Source organism: Rathayibacter sp. AY1F2, from assembly GCF_002930885.1.
Taxonomy (GTDB): domain Bacteria; phylum Actinomycetota; class Actinomycetes; order Actinomycetales; family Microbacteriaceae; genus Rathayibacter.
On sequence record NZ_PSVG01000019.1, the window covers coordinates 23,560 to 42,701 of the forward strand.

Genomic DNA, 19,142 nt, shown 5'->3' on the forward strand with positions numbered 1-19,142 from the left:
CATGTACGAGGCGGGTCAGCCCGGTTTAGGCGACGTTATCCGCGACGCCCGGAAGAAGCAGGGGTGGTCCCAGGCAGAGCTTGGTGAGAAGTCAGGGGTGTCACGCCCTACGATCGCACGTGTTGAAGCGAACAACGACGTGACCACCGCGACCATCGCGAAGGTGGCACAGGCGCTCGGCCTCAAGCTAGAGCTGAGATAGCTGGGCACTGCGTGTGGACGCTGCGATCGCTGGAAAGTTCTCGCAGCTCCTCACCGAGGACCAGCGCGCGGCCGTCGACGCAGGACGGGCGGAAACCGTCGAGACGACCGTCGAGGCCGCCGCCGTCGCCGGGATGATGGACGCCGACCAGCGCCGCGCCGACGCCGCCCGGGACGAGCCGGCCGCCCCGACCGATCAAGGCGGAGCGGGGAACGGGCAAGAGAACATCGATCAGGCGGCCGCGCTCGAGCTGCATGCTCGCGAGTACGAGGCGCAAGCCGAGGAGGGCGGAACGTCCGAGCAGGCGCCCGACCAGCTGCGCGCCCTCGCGGACGACGCCCGCGCTCAGGCGCAGCTGTACCGGGACGGCGCCGGCGCGCTGACCGCCGCCGATAACGCCGCAGCCTCCGAGCTCGCTGCCGCCGATAAAAACCTCAACCAGTCCATCTCGGCCGACGTCGAGGCAGTACATCTCGATCAGTTCGCGGCCGAGGCGGAAGCCGTCCGGCTCGACAGGTTTGACGACCGCTTCCAAGCAGCTCTCGACCGCGGCGACGTTGACGAGAGCGTGGATGTGTTGTTGGACGAGGCAGACCGATTCGATCGCCAGGCGGACGCCGGCGGAACAACGAAGATGACCCCGGAACTGCTGCAACGCCGCGGAGAACCGCGACGAGGCCGCCTACTTTCGGAACGAGCCCCTGCCTTCCCAGAGTGATCGTTCCACTTACGCCGTTCCGGCTGGCGCCGAGGGGCGAGCAAATGCGCTGCGCTCCGAGAGCCAGCTGTCGTACGACAGCGCCACTCGTCGCACGGCCACCGCGAACGAGATGAAGGCCCACGGGATCCCGCAGGACGTCATCGACGTACGCATGCGCGCCGACGTCGCCCAGGGCCGGCCAGCGAGCGAGGCGGTTGCACAGTCCGGACGTGTGAACGTGCCGAAGACCAGCCGTGGTCGTTCAGCTGCGCGATCACCGGAACGCAGCGAGCAGGCGCGCTAGTTCCTGTCGGCAATCCAGTCGAGGGCGTCTCAATGAGCGAACCGTCGGCCGCAGTGGCGGTATGAGAGCGTGGTCGACATGACGGCAGTGATTCCGAGTGAGTACCGCGCAACTCTGGACGAGCTGAAGCGGCACGTTCATGCTGCTCGGTTCCAGGCGCAGCGGAAGGTGAACACGGAGCTGCTGCGACTGTGGTGGCAGATCGGCTCCACGATTCTCGAGCGTCAGCAGCGGGAGCCGTGGGGAAGCAGCGTCCTCGAGCGACTCGCCGAGGATCTGCGGGCGGAGTTCCCCTCAATGAAAGGGTTCTCCCGCGCGAACATCTTCTACATGCGACGCTTCGCGGCGGCGTGGCCGGACGAGGACGCAATTGTCCAACGACCCGTTGGACAATTGCCGTGGGGTCACATCACCGAGCTCCTCGACAAGCTCGACGACCAAGAGTTGCGCGAGTGGTACGCCGCGAAGGACGTCGCTCATGGCTGGAGCAGACCGGTCCTCGGGCACCAGATCAAGACTCGGCTGCATGAGCGAGAAGCTGCAGCGCCGAGCAACTATGCCGGCACCCTCGCGCCGATCGACTCTGAACTCGCTCAGCAGATCACTCGTGATCCGTACGCGCTGGACTTCCTCGCGATCGACAGCGACGCCACGGAGCGAGAGCTGGAGGAGCGCATGGTCGTCCGCATCGCGGACACCCTCCGCGAACTCGGGCCAGGGTTCGCGTTCGTCGGTCGGCAGGTGCATTTCGAGGTCGACGGCGACGACTTCTTCGTCGACCTCCTGTTCTTCCATGTCGACCAGCTCCGCTACATCGTCGTCGAGCTGAAGACCACGAAGTTCGATCCGCGAGATGCGGGACAGCTCGGCTTCTACGTCGCCCTCGTTGACGACAAGCTGCGCGTCCTCGGCAAGCACGAACCGACAGTCGGGATCCTCGTCGTCACTGACAAGAACGACGCGGTCGTCCGTTACGCCCTGGCCTCCACCACTCAGCCGGTCGCGGTCAGCCGCTACGAACTCTCCGAGGAAGCCCAGGCAGCGCTGCCCGACGAGGCCTCCATCGTCGATGCGTTCACCAGGGAGGTGGCAAGTCCCGAGACTGGGTAGCAGGCTGACGACCGCAGAAGTCGATCCGGACTTTGGGATCAAGAGCGCTACGGGCTCTTTTCCCCGCTGAGGGCGCTTGACCACACCGGCAGGTGTGACCGGGGTCAACAGTCCCCGAGGTGCAGCTGCTGATGACCAGACCGGCTCTTCCCCGCTGGGCACAATATCCGATTATTGATATAACGTCAGTTTCTTGCATCCCAGTCGTGGATCTCGTCTACGGAGTAGCGCCGAATGCGAATGGCCGTCACGGCGAATAGGAACGATGTAGCAGTTACGCGAACCAGCAGATCAGCGTTGAGCGTCCGCATCACTTCCTCGAGCTGCGCACCTTTTTTGGGCCTGGGAAGGCCGGGGGGTAGTACCTTTTTCCACTCCACGTCATCTAGAAGTAGTCGTGGGACCGCTCGCCATTTCTCCTTATTTTTTCGCCGGCGAACATTTGTCCATAGGTCTCGGGAGAGAGGCACGAAAACTGTCGTCTGCCTCACAGTAGGAACGAGAAGAGCTGCGTACACCCGCATTTCCTGAATTGGGATACGCCCCAGACCTCTGATTTGTAGGCCATATCGCAGACCCTTGCCCCTTCGCGAACGAGAAACGACGTCCCCGAACTCGACTCTCGGCTGCGCTGCCGCGAAAATGAGGATGATTCCAAGGACGGTAGAGACGATGGCGACTCCAACGTCTATGACCTTGTTGAGCAACCATGGCCCACTCATGATCGAGTCCGTCGAGCTCAGTAGGGCGGCCTCCACTGCGTTCATCATCACGCAAGCATGGCCCACCGTCACGAAGCGGCAAGGCCGCGGTCTAACCCACTGCGGTCGCGTCACTGCCGGCAGCACGCGCCCGAGTGGACCTGATGCCACTTCCGGCAGTCGCCGATAATCGACGTTATGTCAGTATGTCTCGAAGAGACTCCGCTCGACGGGCTCCGAGGTGTGGGTGCACACGAGCCTCGGAACCCGTCGGAGTACCGCCGGCTAGGCGCCGGGTGCGAGGCCGAGCTGCGTGAGGATGCCGAGCTCGTCGCTGCTTCCCCAGCGCTCGGCGAGTTTGCCGTCGACGAAGGTGCTGATCTGCACGCCGCGGATCTTCACGGATTTGCCCGTCGGCGCGTGGCCCTGGAACACACCGGTCTGCGTGCCGGTCAGCGTGTAGGCGAATGCAACGCTGTCGTCGTCCGCGACGAGCTTCTCGACTTCGAGCGCCATGTCGGGGAACGCGGTCCGCAGGTCGCCGAAGAACGCGGCGTATCCCTCCGGGCCGGGTGCCTGGCCGGGCGCCGGGTCGTGATCGACCGAGTCGGGCGCGACGAGTGCGTCGAACGCGGCGAAGTCGCCGGCGTTGACCGCCTCGCCGAAGGCCTGCTGGGCGGCGATGTTCTGCTCGCGAGTCATGTGCTGTCACCTGTTCTGCACCGGTCCGGTGCCTCGAAAAGTGGTGCGGGTCGTTAGCGACGGTACGCAAGCCCATCGAGGGCGGTACAGGGCTTGCGCGCTCCCCCCAGCGCTTCCCACCGCGCTTGTAATAGGTGCGGTTTGTTCAGTATTTGGTTCCGTATTAGCGACCTCTTCGGCGAACTCGCAGTTAGAAGTCCGACCGCCGGAGTGAAGCCTCGTCTTGAGGCGCGGCTCGTGTGTGTTCCGTGGCGTCGTGTTACGCCACAGAAGCGGTTATCTGTGTGAACTCCTAGGTTGGCGGAGGCCGTATCGCCCCCGTCGTTCAGGAGTCCGCATGTTCTCGTCCCCGTCCCGCTCGCGCCTCGCCGCGGCCATCGGCGCCGTCCTCGTGGCCGGCGTGCTCGCGGGTTGCACCGCTCAGGCGGCGAACGAGCCCGGCGCCTCCTCCGCTTCCGGCACGCCCGTCGAGGGCGGCTCGCTCGTCTTCGCCGACATCGAGCTGCAGACCGACTTCCAGGTGCAGAAGGGCTTCAACTACACGCAGTCCAACGTCTTCCGCACCATCGCCGACCGGCTCACCGCCTTCGACCCGGAGACCGGCGAGGTGGTGCCGTGGATCGCCTCCGAGTGGAGCGTGAACTCCGACAACACCGAGTTCACCTTCACGATCCGCCCGGGCGTCACCTTCTCGGACGGCACTCCGCTCGACGCCGCGGCGGTCAAGGCGAACCTTGACCAGCTCGGCCTCGGCGACGAGGCGAAGAAGATCGTGAAGAACCGCGACTTCATCGGCTACGCGAGCTCGGAGGTGACCGGCGACGACACCGTCGTGGTGCGCCTCTCGGAGCCGAACGCCGACTTCCTCAAGGCGACCGCCGCCTCCACCGCGAGCCTGGTCTCGACCTCGACGCTCGCGCTGGACTACGCCGGCCAGGCCGACATCTCGAAGATCGTCGCCTCCGGCCCCTTCGTCTTCGAGTCGCAGGTGCCGGATCAGGAGATCGTCTTCGACAAGCGCGAGGACTACGCCTGGCCGTCGTCGATCTCGACGAACACCGGCGCCGCGCACCTCGACGAGGTCACCTTCCGCGCGATCCCCGAGGTCGGGCTGCGCGTCGGCGCCGTCTCCTCCGGCCAGGCGGACGTCTCGCGCGGCATCCAGCCGACCGACGAGGCCGCCGCGGCCGCCTCCGGGATCGAGCTCGCCGTCGCGCAGGCTCCGGAGCTCACGGCCAACTGGCTCGCCTTCCGCGGCGACGCCCCGGTCGTCTCCGACCAGGCCGTCCGCCGGGCGCTGCAGATCGGCTTCGACCGCGACGCGCTCAAGTCGACCGTGCTCAGCGACAGCTACCCGCTCTCGGGCTCGGTGCTCAACCGCTCCGCCCCGGGCTTCGTCGACCTCAGCGACGACCTCGCCTACGACGCCGACGAGGCCGAGAAGCTGCTCGACGACGCCGGCTGGACCGTCGGCTCCGACGGCGTCCGCGAGAAGGACGGCCAGCGCCTCGAGCTGTCGGTCGCCGCCAGCCCGCGCAGCGTCGTGATCAAGCCTGCCTTCGAGTTCATCGAGTCGGAGTGGCGCAAGCTCGGCGTCGAGCTGACCAACAACGCCGGCGACAGCGCCATCCTCGCGACCGCCCTCGGCGACCCGGCCTACCCGGCCATCGGCTCGCGCCAGTTCTACCTCGGCGGCCTCGGCCCGCTGTTCAGCGCCGCCGGCAACACCAACACCTACGTCTCGGACGACGAGCTGAACGGGCTCTTCGCCACCGAGCGCGCCGCGACCGACCCCGCCGCCCGCGACGACGTCCTCGCGGACATCCAGGAGCGCCTCGTGCTCGGCACCAACCTGCTCGTGCCGCTCTGGGACGAGGTGCAGGTGCACGCCGTCGGCGCCGGGGTCCACGTGAGCTTCGACGGCGGCACCGCTCCGCTGCTCCAAGAAGCCTGGGTGCAGAGGTAGCCGCGGTGCTCCGGTATCTCGCCGGCCGGGCCGGTCAGGCGGTGCTCGTTCTCTGGCTCACGTACACGATCGTCTTCGCGGTCGTGCAGCTGCTGCCGTCCGATCCCGTCACGATCTTCCTGGCCGGCGACGCCGGAGCCGACCCCGCGCTGATCCAGCAGGTCAGCGCACTCTATGGCTATGACAAGCCCTGGTACGAGCAGTACCTGCTGCAGCTGGCGAACCTGCTGCGCGGCGACTTCGGCTTCTCGCTCTCCACCGGCCAGCCGGTGCTCACCCGGATCGGCGACGTCGTCGGCAGCACCGTGGCGCTGGCCTCGACCGGACTGCTGCTCAGCATCGTCATCGCCGTCGGTGTCAGCGCGGCGGCGTTCCTGATCGACGCGCCGCGGCTGAAGTCGCTCGTGGTCGCCGTGCCGTCGCTGTTCAGCTCGGTCCCCGTCTTCTGGCTCGGGATCATCGTGCTGCAGGTGTTCTCCTTCCAGCTGCGGATCCTCTCGCTCTTCCCGGACGGGTCGCTGCTGTCGCTGCTCATCCCGGCCCTGGTGCTCGCGATCCCGGTGTCGGCGCCGATCGCGCAGGTGCTGCTGAGCGGCGTCGAGCAGGCGTCCGAGCTCGCCTTCGTGAAGACCGCTCGGGCCAAGGGCGCCCGGCCGCTGCGGGTCTTCCTCCGGCACGTGCTGCGCTCCTCGCTCGGCGCGACCACCGCTGTGATCGGCACAACCCTCGGGATCCTCCTCGCCGGCTCGGTCATCACCGAGACCGTCTTCGCCCGTCCGGGCCTCGGCTCGGTGCTGCTGAAGGCGGTGATCGCGCAGGACGTGCCGCTCGTGCAGGGCCTCGTGCTGCTGACGACGCTCGTGGTCGTGGTCAGCACGCTCGTGCTCGACCTGATCGCGCCCGTGCTCGACCCCCGCGTGCTGCGCACCCGCGGACAGAAGGGACTGGTGCGCCTTGGCGCTTGAGCTCACCCGGACGGCGGACGACCGCCGCGCCGGCCTCCTCCGCAGCCTGCCCGTCCCCGGGGCGGCCACGATCCTCTCGGCGGCGCTGATCGTCGTCGTCGTGCTCTGGCTGATCACGCCCGGCTGGTTCACCTCCTCCGACCCGCTGACCGGCGACTCCGCACAGGTGTTCCTCGCGCCGAGCCTCGCCCACCCCTTCGGCACCGACCACCTCGGCCGCGACGTGCTGGCGCGGATGATCTACGGGACGAGCCAGACCGCCCTCACCGCCGGCCTCGCCGTGGTCGTGGGGCTCGTGCTCGGCACGCTCGTCGGCATCGTCTCCAGCACCCTCGGCTCGTGGGCGGAGTCGGTGAGCATGCGCGTGATCGACGCCCTGATCGCGCTGCCGGCGTTCATGATCGCGCTGTTCGTCGTCTCGGCCTACGGCGCGGGCCCGGTGTCACTGGGCATCGGCGTCGGCATCGGCTCGGTCGTGCTGTTCGCGCGGGTGACCCGGGCCGAGGTCCTCCGGGTCCGCTCGCTCGACTACCTCGAGGCGAGCCTGCTGGCCGGCGCCGGCTACCTCCGCCAGCTGACCGGCCACGTGCTGCCCGCGATCAGCGGGGCACTCGTCGCTCTTGCCGTCGTCGACTTCGGCGCCGCGGTGCTGGCCGTCTCGGCGCTCGGCTTCCTCGGCTTCGGCACCCCGCCGCCCACGCCCGAGTGGGGACTGATCATCGCCGAGGGCCGCAACTACCTGGCCAACGCGTGGTGGATGACGGCGCTGCCCGGGACCTTCGTGCTCGTCGTCGTCGTCGCGCTCGGCGTGCTCAGCCGCTACCTCGGAAAGGCGACCCGTGCCTGACGCCGCCGGCTCCCCCGCAACCCCCGCCCCCGCCCTGCAGCTGGAGGGCGTCTCCCTCGACTACGGCGTCGGTCGCCGCTCGGTCCGCGCGCTCGACGACGTCTCGTTCTCGGTCCGCCGCGGCGAGATCGTCGCCCTGGTCGGCGAGTCCGGCTCGGGCAAGTCGACCATCGCGAACGCAGCGACCGGGCTGCTGCCGACCGGCGCGCGCGTCACCGCCGGCCGGCTGCTCGTCGACGGCGCCGACACGACGCGGCTCTCGGAGTCGCGCTGGAGCCGGATCCGCGGCCGCCGCGTCGGCCTCATCCCGCAGGACCCCGGCTCGAGCCTCACCCCGGTGCTCACCATCGGCGCGCAGGTCGCCGAGATCTTCGCGATCCGCGGTGAGCGCCTCTCGCGCAGCGAGCGCCGGGCCCGCTCGATCGAGCTGCTCGAGATCGCGGAGGTATCGCGGGCCGCCGACCGGCTGACTCAGTTCCCGCACGAGCTCTCGGGCGGCCTGAAGCAGCGCATCCTGATCGCGATCGCCTTCGGTCTCGACCCCGCCCTGCTGGTCGCCGACGAGCCGACCTCGGCGCTCGACGTCACGGTGCAGAAGCAGATCCTGCGCGTGCTCGACCGCCTCGCCGCCGAGCACGGCACCAGCGTGCTCTTCGTCACGCACGACCTCGCGCTCGCGACCGACCACGCCTCCCGCGCCCTGGTGCTGCAGCGCGGCCGCCTGGTCGAGGACGCTCCGGTCGAGCGGATCGTCCGCACCCCCGCGGTCGACTACACCGCAGAGCTGATCGCGCACGCCCGGGCGACCCAGACCGCTCCCACGCCGGTCGCCTCCGCCGCCTCCTCGGACACGGTGCTCGAGGTGCGCGGCCTCTCGAAGACCTTCCCCGGCCGGCGCGGAGGCGACCCGGTCGCCGCCGTCGACGACGTCTCGTTCTCGCTCGCGCAGGGCCGGACACTCGCGCTGGTCGGCGAGTCGGGCTCCGGCAAGTCGACGACCGCGCGGATGATCCTCCGCCTGCTCGACCCGAGCGCCGGCACCGTCCACCTCGGCGGACAGGACGTCACGACCGTCTCCGGCCGCGACCGGCTGGCGCTCTGGCGCACCGTGCAGCTCGTCTACCAGAATCCGGATTCGGCGCTCGACCCGCGCTGGACCGTCGGGCGGATCGTCGCCGAGCCGATCGCCGGCTCCGTCCCGCCGCGCGAGCGCCGCGCCCGGGTCGAGGAGCTGCTCGACGCCGTCTCGCTGCCGGACGGCGCGATCGACAAGCGGCCGGGTCAGCTCTCCGGCGGCCAGCGCCAGCGGGTCGCCATCGCGCGGGCGCTCGCTCCGCGCAGCTCCCTCGTGGTGCTCGACGAGGCGCTCAGCGCCCTCGACGTCATCACCCAGGAGCGGGTGCTGCAGCTGATCGAGCGGATCCAGCGCGAGCAGGGCGTCTCGTACCTGTTCATCTCGCACGATCTCTCCACCGTCCGCCGGCTCGCCCACGACGTGGTCGTGCTGCGCGCCGGCCGGGTCGTCGAGCAGGGCGGCTCGCGCGAGCTGTTCGAGGCGCCGCGGACCGACTACGTGCGCGAGCTGCTCGACGCCGTGCCCGGGCGGCGGCTGCTGAGCGACCACCCCGCGAGCCCGACGACCGCGGTCCCCGCGCCGACTTCGCCCACTGCCGAGGAGCCCCGATGAGCACCGCCCCGAAGCCCCTGCGCTTCTCCGCCTTCGTGATGAACACCGCGTCGCACATCCAGCACGGCCTGTGGCGGCACCCGGACGCGCGCCAGCACGAGTTCACCTCGCTCGCGCTCTGGACCGACCTCGCCCGGACGCTGGAGCGCGGCCGCTTCGACGCGGTCTTCTTCGCCGACGTCCTCGGCCTCTACGGACCGGCGCGCGGCGACTACACCGTCAACGCCCGCGAGGGCCTGCAGTTCCCGAGCAACGACCCCTCCGTGCTGCTCGGCGCGCTCGCGGCGGTCACCGAGCACCTCGGCCTGGTCTTCACCTCCTCGGTGCTGCAGGCGCACCCGTTCGAGTTCGCCCGCCGCGTCTCGACCCTCGACCACCTCTCCGGCGGCCGGGTCGGCTGGAACGTGGTCACCAGCGCGCAGGAGAGCGCCGCGTGCAACTTCGGCGCGGACGGGCTCGAGGAGCACGACGAGCGCTACCGCTGGGCCGAGGAGTACCTCGAGGTCGTCTACAAGCTCTGGGAGGGCTCCTGGGACGACGACGCGCTGAAGCGCGACAAGGCGCTCGGCCACCCGCAGGACGCGGTCTTCGCCGATGCGGGCGGGATCCACCGGATCGACCACGTCGGTGAGCGCTACCGCGTGGCCGGCCCGCACCAGAGCCCGCCGTCGCCGCAGCGCACGCCGGTGATCTTCCAGGCCGGATCCTCCCCCGCGGGCAGCGCCTTCGCCGCCCGGCACGCCGAGGGCCAGTTCGTGCTCACCCCCGGGATCGACAAGACCCGCACGCTGATCGAGCAGACCCGCGCCAAGGCCGCCGCGACGGGTCGCTCCGCCGAGGATCTCGCCTTCTTCCTCGGCCTCGCCTTCGTCACCGGCGACACCGAGGAGGCGGCGCAACGCAAGGCCGCGGAGCTCGACGAGTACCTCTCCAGCGACGGCTTCCTGCTGCACAGCAACCTCGCCTTCGACCCGAGGACCGGCGAGCCGCTCGATCCGGACACCCCGCTCTCGGAGCTCTCGACCGGCACCAACGTCAGCCACCTGCAGTGGATGCGCGAGCTCTCACCCGACCCGGACCCGAAGGTGCGTGACCTGGCGACCCTCGCGGCGAAGCTGCGTGGCCGGATCGTCGGCACGCCCGAGCAGATCGCCGACCGCCTCGCCGAGTGGCAGGACGCGGGGATCGACGGCATCAACGTCATGAACTGGATCCTGCCCGGCAGCTTCGAGGAGTTCGTCGACCACGTGACGCCGGTGCTGCAGGAGCGCGGGCTCGCCCAGCGCGAGTACACCCCGGGGACGCTCCGGCAGAAGCTGTTCGGGCGCGACCAGCTGCCCGACGAGCACCCCGCGCGCGCGTTCCGCGGCGCGTTCACCGGCGAAGGCACGACGGAGGCCGCCCGATGAGCCTCAGCACGGCCGACCTCGCCCGGTTCCGCGCCGTCATCGCCGACGTCGGCGCGGAGTCGCTCGTCCGCGAGCGGGAGCGCCGCCTGCTCCACCCCGAGATCGCCGCGCTCGTCGACTCCGGCTTCACCGCGCTGCGCGTGCCGGTCGAGTGGGGCGGCGGCGGCGCGACCCTGCCCGAGCTGTTCACCCTCCTGGTCGAGCTCGGCGCGGCCGACCCGAACCTCCCGCAGGCGCTGCGCGGCCACTTCGGCCTCGTCGAGCGCTTCCTCGTCGGCGGCACCGCGCGCGACGAGACCTGGCTGCGGCGCGCGGCCGCCGGCGCGCTGTTCGCCAACTCGCAGGCCGAGAAGGGCTCCGCGACGACGACGGAGGCGCGGCTCGTCCCGGTCGACGGCGGCGGGTGGCGACTGACCGGCCGCAAGTTCTACACGACCGGCACCCTCTACGCCGACTACACCTGGACCGGCGCCCTCGACCCCTCCGGTGAGCGCTACGGTGCCGTCGTGCCGACCGCCGCGCCCGGCGTCGAGGTGCTCGACGACTGGACCGGCTTCGGCCAGCGCCTCACCGCGAGCGGCACCACCGTCTTCGCCGACGTGCCGCTGGACGACGAGAACGTCTACCGCGTGCTGCAGGAGCCCGACTGGTACACCCTCGACTTCCGGCTGCTGCTGCACCTGCTGCTCCAGGCGACGATGGCGGGCATCGGTCGCGCCGCGCTCGAGGACACCCTCCGCTTCGTCCGCGGGCGCTCGCGCTCGTTCGGCGTCGCGGGCGAGAGCCTGCCCCGCGAGGACCCGCGGGTGCAGTCGGTCGTCGGCGAGCTGGCGAGCCGGGTCGCCGCGGTCGAGGCCCTCGTGCACGACGTGGCTCGCGACTACGCCGCCGTCCGCGAGCGCGAGCACGCCGACGAGGCCGAGCGCACCCGGGACTACGTGCGGGTGCAGATCCGCCAGTTCGAGGCGCAGCAGATCGCGGTGGCCGACATCGTCGCGGTGACCTCGCGCCTGTTCGAGGTGGGCGGCGCCTCCGCGGTGCTCACCGAGTCGGGGCTCGACCGGCACTGGCGCAACGCCCGCACGATCGCCTCGCACAACCCGGCGGTCTTCCGCCAGGCCGCCATCGGCGCCTACCTCCTCAACGGCACCGAGCCCGAGACCGACTTCCGCAGCACCGTCACCGCCGAGGAGCAGTCCGCATGACCCGCGATCCCTGTCCCCTGCTCTTCAACGCGTTCGTGATGAACACGCCCTCGCACATCCATCACGGCCAGTGGCGGCGGCCCGGATCGCGGCCCGGCGCGTTCGAGGACCTGGGGCACTGGGTCGAGGTGGCGCGGACGCTCGAGCGCGGGGTGTTCGACGCGATCTTCTTCGCGGACGTCGTGGGCACCTACGGGGCGGTCGGCGCCTCGCTCGAGGTGAACGCGCGCGAGGGCCTGCAGCTGCCCAACAACGACCCGTCGATCCTGCTGGCCGCGCTGATCGGCTCGACCGAGCACCTGGGCCTCGCGATGACGAGCTCGATCCTGCAGGCGCACCCGTTCGAGTTCGCCCGGCGGATGTCGACCCTCGACCACCTCTCGAAGGGCCGGGTCGCCTGGAACATCGTCACCAGCTACCAGGAGAACGCGGCCCGCAACTTCGGCCTCGACCGCCTGACCGAGCACGACGCCCGCTACGCGCAGGCCGAGGAGTACCTCGACGTCGTCTACAAGCTGTGGGAGGGGTCGTGGGACGACGACGCCTCGGTGCGCGACCGGTCCGGCGCCTACTCCCGGCCCGAGTCGGTGCACCGGATTGACCACGTCGGCGAGAGCTACCGGGTCGAGGGGCCGCACCTGTCGGCGCCGTCGCCGCAGCGCACGCCGTTCCTCTTCCAGGCCGGCTCCTCCCCCGCCGGGCGTGCGTTCGCGGCCCGGCACGCGGAGGCGCAGTTCGTCGGAGGCTCGACGATCGAGCAGACCCGCGAGCTGATCGCCTCGACCCGCGCGCTCACGGAGGCGGCCGGGCGCCGCGGCAACGACGTCCTGTTCTTCTCACCGCTCTCGGTCGTGGTCGGCAGCACCGAGCGCGAGGCCCGCGAGCGCGAAGTCGAGCTGGACGCCCTGACGAGCGTCGACGCTCACCTGCTGCACGCCGGGCTCAGCGTCGACCAGGCCGACGGCACTCCCTTCCCACCAGACGCGCGATTGCGCGACATCACCACCAACGGCAACCGCAGCACACTCGAGTCGATGATCCGGCTGCTGCCCGATCGCGACGCGACCGTCGCTGACCTCGCTCAACTCGCGGTGCGCCGTCACCAGCGGGTAGTGGGCACACCCGAGCAGATTGCGGACCGACTATCGGAGCTGCGCGACGCAGGCGTGGACGGGATCAACCTGGCGCACTGGACACTGCCGGACAGCTACGTCGAGTTCGTGGATCAGGTGATGCCCGTGCTGCGCTCGCGTGGGCTCGCACGGTCGCATTACGAACCAGGCGGACTGCGCGAGCGGCTGACGGCGTCGGCGCGGGTGAACTCACGACACCCCGCCGCCCGCTACCGCGGCGCATTCAAGGGTGGTGCAACACCCGTTCCAGCTTGAGCGAACGGCAGGACGGAGACTTCTCCCTCCGTTGGAAAGCTCTCCAATAATTGAGATTATGTCAGGGTAGGTGCCGCGCACCTGGAGAGGCATGGCAGTTTGCGGTCGCTGCTGCCGCCGTCGCCTACGCTGACGCCTCCCCGGCGTCCCGTCGGTGCTGGCGGGGTGTGACGCCCTTCTCGGCCAGGAACTGCCGGTTGAAGTTCGAGAGGTTGGTGTAGCCGACCTCGTAGCAGACCGCCGCGATGGACAGCGTCGTCGTCGTGAGGAGGCGCCCTGCGTGGGCGATGCGGAGCTTGCGGATGAGCTCGCTGAAGTTCTGGCCGGTGGCCTTCTTGAAGTACTTCGAGAACGTCGCCTCGTGCATGCCGACGAGGTCCGCTGCTTCGCCGACGCTGACCTGGCCGGCGTGGCCGGCGAAGGCGTACTCGAGGACGATGTCGACGATCGCGGCCGCGCGGTCGTCGAGCTGCGGCATGAAGAACTCCGTCGCCAGCGGGGTGCGGTCGCCGGCGGGTGAGCGAGCGAGCAGCGTGAGGAGCTCGAGGAGGAGCGTCAGCCGCTCGAGTCCGGTCGTGAGCCCGATCCGATTGATGATCGGTGCAGCGACCTCGGCGGTCGCGGGAGCGAACTCGATGCCGCGGGCGCTCTCGGCGAGGAGGGGCCTGATTTCCCGCGCGTCGAGCAGGTCGGCGCCGATCGACTGCTCGTCCTGCCAACCGCCGACCACGACTTCTCCCGCCTCTCCGCCGGCTCGCGCACAGGTGAGCAGCTGCGTGCCGCCTTCCTCTTCCTCCTGACCTGGGGATCGATCCCGTCGATCTACTTCGGCGATGAGATCGGCATGCGCTACCTCGACGGGCTCCCGGACACCGAGGGCAGCGTCTGGGACCCGCGCTTCAACCGCGCCGGCTGCCGCACCCCCATGCAGTGGGATGACCGGCTCCCCAACGCAGGCTTTTCCACGGCGCCGACAGCCGACCTCTACTTGCCGCAGGATCCCGACCCAGCCCGGCCGACCGTTGCGAAGCAGCTGGCCGATCCGAACTCGCTCCTGCACTTCGTCCGCGAGCTCGTCATGCTTCGTCGAAGCACGCCTGCGTTGCGCACCAATGCGTCGCGACAGATCCTGGCGGCGGGATACCCCCTCGCCTATCTTCGCGGTGGCACCCACCTCGTCGTCATCAACCCTCGTCGAGAGGCGGCGAGCGTCGACCTCAGCATCGCTGCGTCAGCGGTCCTGCTCACAGGTGAGGGAGTCACCCTCAGCAGGAACACCGCGTCGGTCAAAGGATTCGGTCACGGCGTCTTCGAGTTGATCGGCTCTTCCGACGTTTAGGTCACGGCTTCTTCGGTGATCAGACATCAGACCTGCGCGTCCGGCGGGAACATCCCGGTCGGCGGTGCCGTGTAGGGAAGCATGTCGCCTGGCCGGTTCTCGTCAGTTGACGTTGCGAACGGTCCGCTGGGTGAGAGCAGGACTCGCATGTGCGGGTCGAGGTGGTTGATCCAGTAGGCGCTGAGTGAGCCGGCGCTGGTGCGGATCTCTTCCCACATCCGCCAGAGGGCTTCGATGCGGGTCAGCGCCTCGACGCTGCTCCACCACTCAGCCGCCCACCGATCGCCGGCCGCCTGGCCCTTTGCCGTCACCCGGCGTCGGTAAGAGGGCCGGAGAAACTTCCGGACCCACTCGTCGGCGGATCCGAAGTACGTCGCCGGCACCTCTTCCTCGTCCTCAGCCTCCGCCTCGACGGGGTGCAAATTGACGGGTCGAACCGGGGCCGAGAACGCATCCGTGTCGACGTCGAACAGGTCCTCGTCGCTCATCGCTCACCCCGGAGAGTCGCGTCCTGGTCCACGTCGACGTCCGCCGCTGGCTGCGCCTCGAGCGGAGGTATGACCGTCACGACGGGCGACACCGGCGCGGAGTTCGCCGGTCCGCTGCTGGCGTCGTGGGCGGCGATGGAGGCGTTGATCGCGGCGACCTGCTCCTTCGGGCCGTTGTACCAGGGCACGGTGTCGACGAGGGCGGCGCGGGAGCCGGAGGAGAGCATGATCGCGCGTCCGCGGCCCATGCTGGTGAGGTCGGCGACTTCGAGGATCTTCTCTCGGCGCAGCGCCGAGGTGGTCGACCGCACGCCCTTGTTGTAGCTGGCGGAGGTGGTCTCCTTGTCGTAGGTGCCGATCAGCTCGGAGAGGGTGCGCAGGAACTCGTCTTCCGCAACGCCGCCGGCATACAGCTTCACGTTCGCGGCGGACCACAGCTTGAGCATGCCCTCCTTGCCGAACACGCCGACGCCCTGCGACCAGGACTGGAACACGGCCATGATCGGGATCCCGCGCGAGCCGTAGTGCGAGTACAGGTCGGGCAGATCCTTCCACCGGCACACGTTCGCGGCCTCATCCAGAACGGCGACGAGCGGCGTCGCCAGCCGGCCTCCGCGGGAGCGCGCGGCGTGCTCCTCAGCGGCCTCGATGGTCGCGGCGGTCAGGGCAGTGACGAGGGGTCCGGCGGTGCCGGCGCCCTCCTTCGACAGCGAGTACAGCGTCTGGGTCGACGTGACGAACGTCTCCGGGACGAACTGCTGGCGGGTGTCGTTCGGGCGGGCGTTCACCCAGTCGGCGGTCGCGGCGCTCTTCAAGCACACCGCCATGCCCTGCGCGGTCGAGTAGATCCCATCGCGGGCCTTCTCAGCGGTGTTCATGATGCCGCGGACCGCTCGCGCGTTCGTCGGGTAGCCGTTGTCGTGCAGGAGCTCGACGGGCGTCTCGTCCTCGACGGAGGTCAGCCAGAGCAGCACGTCACTGATCGGCCGGTTCCCGGCCGCGGCCGCGAGCAGCAGGTCGGACAGCAGCTCTTGGCCCTTGCCGTCGAAGTAGGCGTCGGTCTTCGCGTTCATCGCCCGGGTGCCGGAGGCGAAGTGCGTCGCGAGCTTCGCGGCCTTGGTGTCGTCGGTGACGTAGGAGAGGGGGTTCCACCACCAGGTCGCATCCTCGAACGCGACCCGCTGCGGGTCGAAGACCCACACGTGGCCCTTGGCGGCGCGCACGTCGCGGGTTGCGTCGAGCACGTCGCGCTTGTTCGACGTCGTGACCACGGCGCCGGGGGCGGCCATGATCGCGGGGATGACGAGGGAGGTCGACTTGCCCACGCGCGGGCCGGCGATCAGCAGCATCATGTCCTCGAACGAGGCGTAGAGCATCTGCTTCCCCAGGTGCAGCCGCCCCACCGGGACGCCGGGGTTCTCAGCGACACCGAGGCGGGCGGACTTCTTCAACGCTTCCTTGCGCATCATCGGCGCCAGATCGCGCGGCGTCGCCATGTATCGGGCGGCGTGGTCGACGCTTGAGCGGTTCTTCCGTCCGAGTGAGCGCATCCACACGAGCCAGAGGCCGACAAGGACGATGACCGCGACGGCGGCCGCGGCGATCATCGTTGCGGACGTCGACCACACCACTCGGCCGCGGAACAGGCCCGAGATGATTTCGAACGGATCGGAGGGCAGGCCGTCGTTCACGCCGTCGAGCTGCGACCCGACCGCGACGGCCACCCAGACGATGCCGATCGCAGCGATCGCCGCGAGGGCGGCGCCGAGCATCAGGCCGTCGTTGCCTGCCTTGCCGGGCTCGCGGCGGCGGTTGTTGGCGGTGGCGCTCATGCGGACTCCTCCGTGTAGATCGGGCCGGTCCACTGCGGGGTGCAGTCGTCGGCGGCTGCTTGGTGCGAGGTCCCCCAGGAGAGGACCGCGAGGCCCCGCTCCGCGAAGGAGACGGGAAGATCCGTCGTGTGGAAGCCGTGCTCCCCCGGAGCGGACCGCTGGCAGGTCCAGCGGTAGCCCTCGAAGGCGAGCGTCGACGGGCAGCTCACGCGATCACCCGGTCCCACTGGTCCCAGGCGACGAAGCTCGCCATGAGCCCGACGCCGGTCCAGCAGATCGTGAGCAGGAACCGGTCGCGGTCCGCCGTCCGCTGGCGGGCGCGGATCGCGCTGATGATCGCGGCGCCGGCGGCGCCGGCCGCGACGCAGCTCGCGCCGAGTGCGACGAGTACGCTCACGGCAGGATCTCGACGTTCACGGGATCGGTGGGCAGTGGCTCCGCTGCGCGGCCGGCGCGGGAGGTCGCGTGCCAGAGCTTGTTGGTGTCGTTGACCTCCTTCTCTGCTGCGGTCAGTTCGACGCGCACCGGGATACCGGGACGTCCGCCGACCTTGATCAGGAAGCGGCCGCGGCCGGGAGGCTCGGACTCGTGCCCGGATACGGGATCCCAGGCGGGCGGGTCCTGCCAGGAGGTGAGCATCCCCTGTTCCGCGATCGACATCGGCACGGCCGAGGTCAGCAGCGGCATTTCCGCGCCGGGGAGGCCGCCGCAGATGACCATGCCGGAGCGTTCCACGAAGCCCTTCGCCTTCATCTGATCCTCCTGGGAGGCCAGTGCGAGGAGGTCGGACATGGTGTGGCTGATCATCGCCAGGCCGACGCCGCGCGCACGGTTCAGGCGGGTGAGCGCGTCGACGCGATCGACCATGCCCTTGCCCGCGCGTAGCGCCCGCCACAGCTCGTCCAGGATGACGAAGTAGTGCCGTTGCGGTTCGAGCTCCGCGTCCGCGAGGGCGGCCGCGACGTTGACGGTCCCGAAGCCGGCGGACCAGCAGGCGAGGAGGATCGCGGCCTGGAGGTCGCCTTCGGAGTCGTCGATCGAGGACACGTTGTAGACGACGGGCCGGTCCCGGCGCATCGGCGTGGTCGTCTGCTTCGAGAACACCTCGCCCAGGCGTCCACCGGTGGTGAGGCCGATGAGGGAGGCTTCGAGGTTCTCGGTGACGTCCTTGTACTTCTCGATGTTGCCGCGGTCCAACGCGACCTGACGAATCTCGTCCGGTGCCTCCTGGATCACGCGCAGCAGGTCAGCGAGGACCGGCACGCCCTGGTGGTGCTCGTCCAGGTACTTCAGCGCCCGGTCGATGATCGTCTCTTCACGGTCGCTCGGCGGCTGGGAGCGGAGGATCGTCAGGAGCGCGGCGACCATCGTGTGCCGGCGGCCGTGGGCGTCCGCGAGGACCTGGTGCGCGAGGCGCTGCACCTTCGCGGCGTGCTTGCGCAGCCGGCCGACCTCCGCGATCATCGCCGCGGTGTCGTCGGAGACGCCGAGCGCGTCGACCTGGTGCGCGAGCTCGTCGGCCCGCTCGAGCGAGCGGTCGGCCTCGTCACGGAGGCGCTGCGCCGCCTCCGACGCCTCGCCGGGATCGAGGATGTTCAGGTACCCGCGGCCACGGCCGAGAGGAATGACCTGCCCGTCGAGGGCTTCGATCAGATCCACGTAGTCCGGCTTGAGGTCGCCCAGCACGAGCGGGATCGTGCCGTACCCGGCGAGGCCGGAGGCCATGCGGCGGGTCAGCGAGGACTTCCCCAGGCCGGGCTTGCCGAGCACGAACATCGACGGGTTGCTGATGAGGTTCGCGCGCTGGAACCAGCTGATCGGGTCGCAGCAGACGGAGGCGCCGGTGGAGAGGTTCTTCCCCAGTGGCACCCCGATCATCGGCGTACCCGTCCCGACCGAGAACGGGTACAGCCCGCACACCTGCACGGTCGTCCCGCGGAACTCATCAGCGGCCGTGACGTTGACGGCTTCACCACCGCCGCGACCGAGCCACCCGCGGATGCTCGGGCGCAGAGGACGGCGCAGCGCCGTCCCCTGGCTCTTCTTCTTCCCGCCGTGCGGGATCTCGATCTTCTTCCCCTCTCGGCGTCGGGTGCGCGGGGTGGTGCGCTCTCTGGTGAGCGTCGGGCGCTGAGCGACCGCTGCTACCGGGGCCGGAGCTTCGCCCTGCCCGCGCGCAGCCCGCCGCGAGGGTGCCGTCGTGTCGGTGCCGGGCTCTGCCGAGGACGACACGGCACCGGTGGGCAGGCCGTCGCCGGTCAGCTCCTCCCCCGTCGAGTCGCCGTGGGCGACGGTGA

The 19,142-nt window shown here is 69.8% G+C and carries 19 protein-coding genes; 11 read left to right on the forward strand and 8 right to left on the reverse strand.

Going from position 1 to position 19,142, the window contains the following annotated elements; translation table 11 throughout:
• Position 1 precedes the first annotated feature (1 nt).
• From C5C54_RS13565 to C5C54_RS13575, 3 genes are all read left to right on the forward strand, one after another.
• Positions 2 to 202, forward strand: coding sequence for a helix-turn-helix domain-containing protein (locus C5C54_RS13565; RefSeq protein ID WP_104288547.1), 201 nt, complete (start codon positions 2 to 4; stop codon positions 200 to 202).
• A gap of 13 nt (positions 203 to 215) precedes the next feature.
• Entirely contained in the window at positions 216 to 920 is a 705-nt protein-coding gene (locus C5C54_RS13570) for a hypothetical protein (protein ID WP_104288548.1), read from the forward strand.
• A 364-nt stretch (positions 921 to 1,284) separates the two neighbouring features.
• Positions 1,285 to 2,316 carry a YhcG family protein gene (locus C5C54_RS13575; RefSeq protein ID WP_104288586.1) on the forward strand — a complete coding sequence of 344 codons (1,032 nt, stop codon included), beginning with the start codon at positions 1,285 to 1,287 and terminating at the stop codon, positions 2,314 to 2,316.
• Positions 2,317 to 2,501: 185 nt separating this feature from the next.
• On the opposite strand, the gene C5C54_RS17660 is transcribed toward C5C54_RS13575, so the two are convergent.
• Both C5C54_RS17660 and C5C54_RS13580 read right to left on the reverse strand, forming a co-directional pair.
• Positions 2,502 to 3,086, reverse strand: a complete 585-nt coding sequence (locus C5C54_RS17660; RefSeq protein ID WP_146078840.1) for a hypothetical protein — start codon at positions 3,084 to 3,086, stop codon at positions 2,502 to 2,504.
• A 216-nt stretch (positions 3,087 to 3,302) separates the two neighbouring features.
• Positions 3,303 to 3,719 carry an ester cyclase gene (locus tag C5C54_RS13580; protein ID WP_104288549.1) on the reverse strand — a complete coding sequence of 139 codons (417 nt, stop codon included), beginning with the start codon at positions 3,717 to 3,719 and terminating at the stop codon, positions 3,303 to 3,305.
• Positions 3,720 to 4,056: 337 nt separating this feature from the next.
• Here C5C54_RS13580 and C5C54_RS13585 point away from each other — a divergent pair, with 337 nt between their 5' ends.
• Genes C5C54_RS13585 through C5C54_RS13615 form a run of 7 tightly spaced genes read left to right on the forward strand, consistent with a single transcriptional unit; the run spans position 4,057 to position 13,186 of the window.
• Entirely contained in the window at positions 4,057 to 5,685 is a 1,629-nt protein-coding gene (locus C5C54_RS13585; RefSeq protein WP_104288550.1) for an ABC transporter substrate-binding protein, read from the forward strand.
• Positions 5,686 to 5,690: 5 nt separating this feature from the next.
• Positions 5,691 to 6,650 (forward strand): ABC transporter permease, encoded by a 960-nt coding sequence (locus C5C54_RS13590; RefSeq protein ID WP_104288551.1) that lies wholly within the window; start codon positions 5,691 to 5,693, stop codon positions 6,648 to 6,650.
• On the forward strand, positions 6,640 to 7,497 hold the full coding sequence (locus C5C54_RS13595) for an ABC transporter permease (protein WP_258063333.1): 858 nt from the start codon (positions 6,640 to 6,642) through the stop codon (positions 7,495 to 7,497). Before C5C54_RS13590 ends, C5C54_RS13595 begins: the two co-directional genes overlap by 11 nt.
• The gene (locus C5C54_RS13600) at positions 7,490 to 9,184 is read left to right on the forward strand and encodes an ABC transporter ATP-binding protein (protein ID WP_104288552.1); all 1,695 of its coding nucleotides are present in this window, start codon (positions 7,490 to 7,492) and stop codon (positions 9,182 to 9,184) included. The genes C5C54_RS13595 and C5C54_RS13600 overlap by 8 nt, the downstream gene beginning before the upstream one ends.
• Positions 9,181 to 10,593: an LLM class flavin-dependent oxidoreductase gene (locus C5C54_RS13605; RefSeq protein ID WP_104288553.1), complete on the forward strand. Its 1,413-nt coding sequence runs from the start codon at positions 9,181 to 9,183 to the stop codon at positions 10,591 to 10,593. Before C5C54_RS13600 ends, C5C54_RS13605 begins: the two co-directional genes overlap by 4 nt.
• Complete coding sequence (locus C5C54_RS13610; protein WP_104288554.1) at positions 10,590 to 11,798, forward strand: acyl-CoA dehydrogenase family protein; 1,209 nt, start codon at positions 10,590 to 10,592, stop codon at positions 11,796 to 11,798. Before C5C54_RS13605 ends, C5C54_RS13610 begins: the two co-directional genes overlap by 4 nt.
• Positions 11,795 to 13,186: an NtaA/DmoA family FMN-dependent monooxygenase gene (locus tag C5C54_RS13615; protein ID WP_104288555.1), complete on the forward strand. Its 1,392-nt coding sequence runs from the start codon at positions 11,795 to 11,797 to the stop codon at positions 13,184 to 13,186. The genes C5C54_RS13610 and C5C54_RS13615 overlap by 4 nt, the downstream gene beginning before the upstream one ends.
• Before the next feature lie 124 nt (positions 13,187 to 13,310).
• Here the strand turns inward: C5C54_RS13615 and C5C54_RS13620 are convergent, their stop codons facing one another.
• A complete protein-coding gene (locus C5C54_RS13620) occupies positions 13,311 to 13,916 on the reverse strand; it encodes an AraC family transcriptional regulator (protein ID WP_258063334.1) in 606 nt (201 codons plus the stop codon).
• 114 nt (positions 13,917 to 14,030) lie between these two features.
• Between C5C54_RS13620 and C5C54_RS18380 the strand changes: the two genes are divergently transcribed.
• Positions 14,031 to 14,525, forward strand: coding sequence for a hypothetical protein (locus tag C5C54_RS18380; protein ID WP_104292861.1), 495 nt, complete (start codon positions 14,031 to 14,033; stop codon positions 14,523 to 14,525).
• Between the two features lie 26 nt (positions 14,526 to 14,551).
• Here the strand turns inward: C5C54_RS18380 and C5C54_RS13625 are convergent, their stop codons facing one another.
• The 5 genes from C5C54_RS13625 to C5C54_RS13645 are packed head-to-tail and all read right to left on the reverse strand — an operon-like array spanning position 14,552 to position 18,846.
• Positions 14,552 to 15,013 (reverse strand): DUF4913 domain-containing protein, encoded by a 462-nt coding sequence (locus C5C54_RS13625; RefSeq protein ID WP_104288556.1) that lies wholly within the window; start codon positions 15,011 to 15,013, stop codon positions 14,552 to 14,554.
• Entirely contained in the window at positions 15,010 to 16,845 is a 1,836-nt protein-coding gene (locus C5C54_RS13630; protein WP_104288557.1) for a type IV secretory system conjugative DNA transfer family protein, read from the reverse strand. Before C5C54_RS13630 ends, C5C54_RS13625 begins: the two co-directional genes overlap by 4 nt.
• Positions 16,842 to 17,054, reverse strand: a complete 213-nt coding sequence (locus tag C5C54_RS13635) for a hypothetical protein (RefSeq protein ID WP_104288558.1) — start codon at positions 17,052 to 17,054, stop codon at positions 16,842 to 16,844. Before C5C54_RS13635 ends, C5C54_RS13630 begins: the two co-directional genes overlap by 4 nt.
• A complete protein-coding gene (locus C5C54_RS13640; RefSeq protein ID WP_104288559.1) occupies positions 17,051 to 17,242 on the reverse strand; it encodes a hypothetical protein in 192 nt (63 codons plus the stop codon). The genes C5C54_RS13635 and C5C54_RS13640 overlap by 4 nt, the downstream gene beginning before the upstream one ends.
• The gene (locus C5C54_RS13645) at positions 17,239 to 18,846 is read right to left on the reverse strand and encodes an ATP/GTP-binding protein (RefSeq protein ID WP_258063336.1); all 1,608 of its coding nucleotides are present in this window, start codon (positions 18,844 to 18,846) and stop codon (positions 17,239 to 17,241) included. Before C5C54_RS13645 ends, C5C54_RS13640 begins: the two co-directional genes overlap by 4 nt.
• Between the last annotated feature and the right edge of the window lie 296 nt (positions 18,847 to 19,142).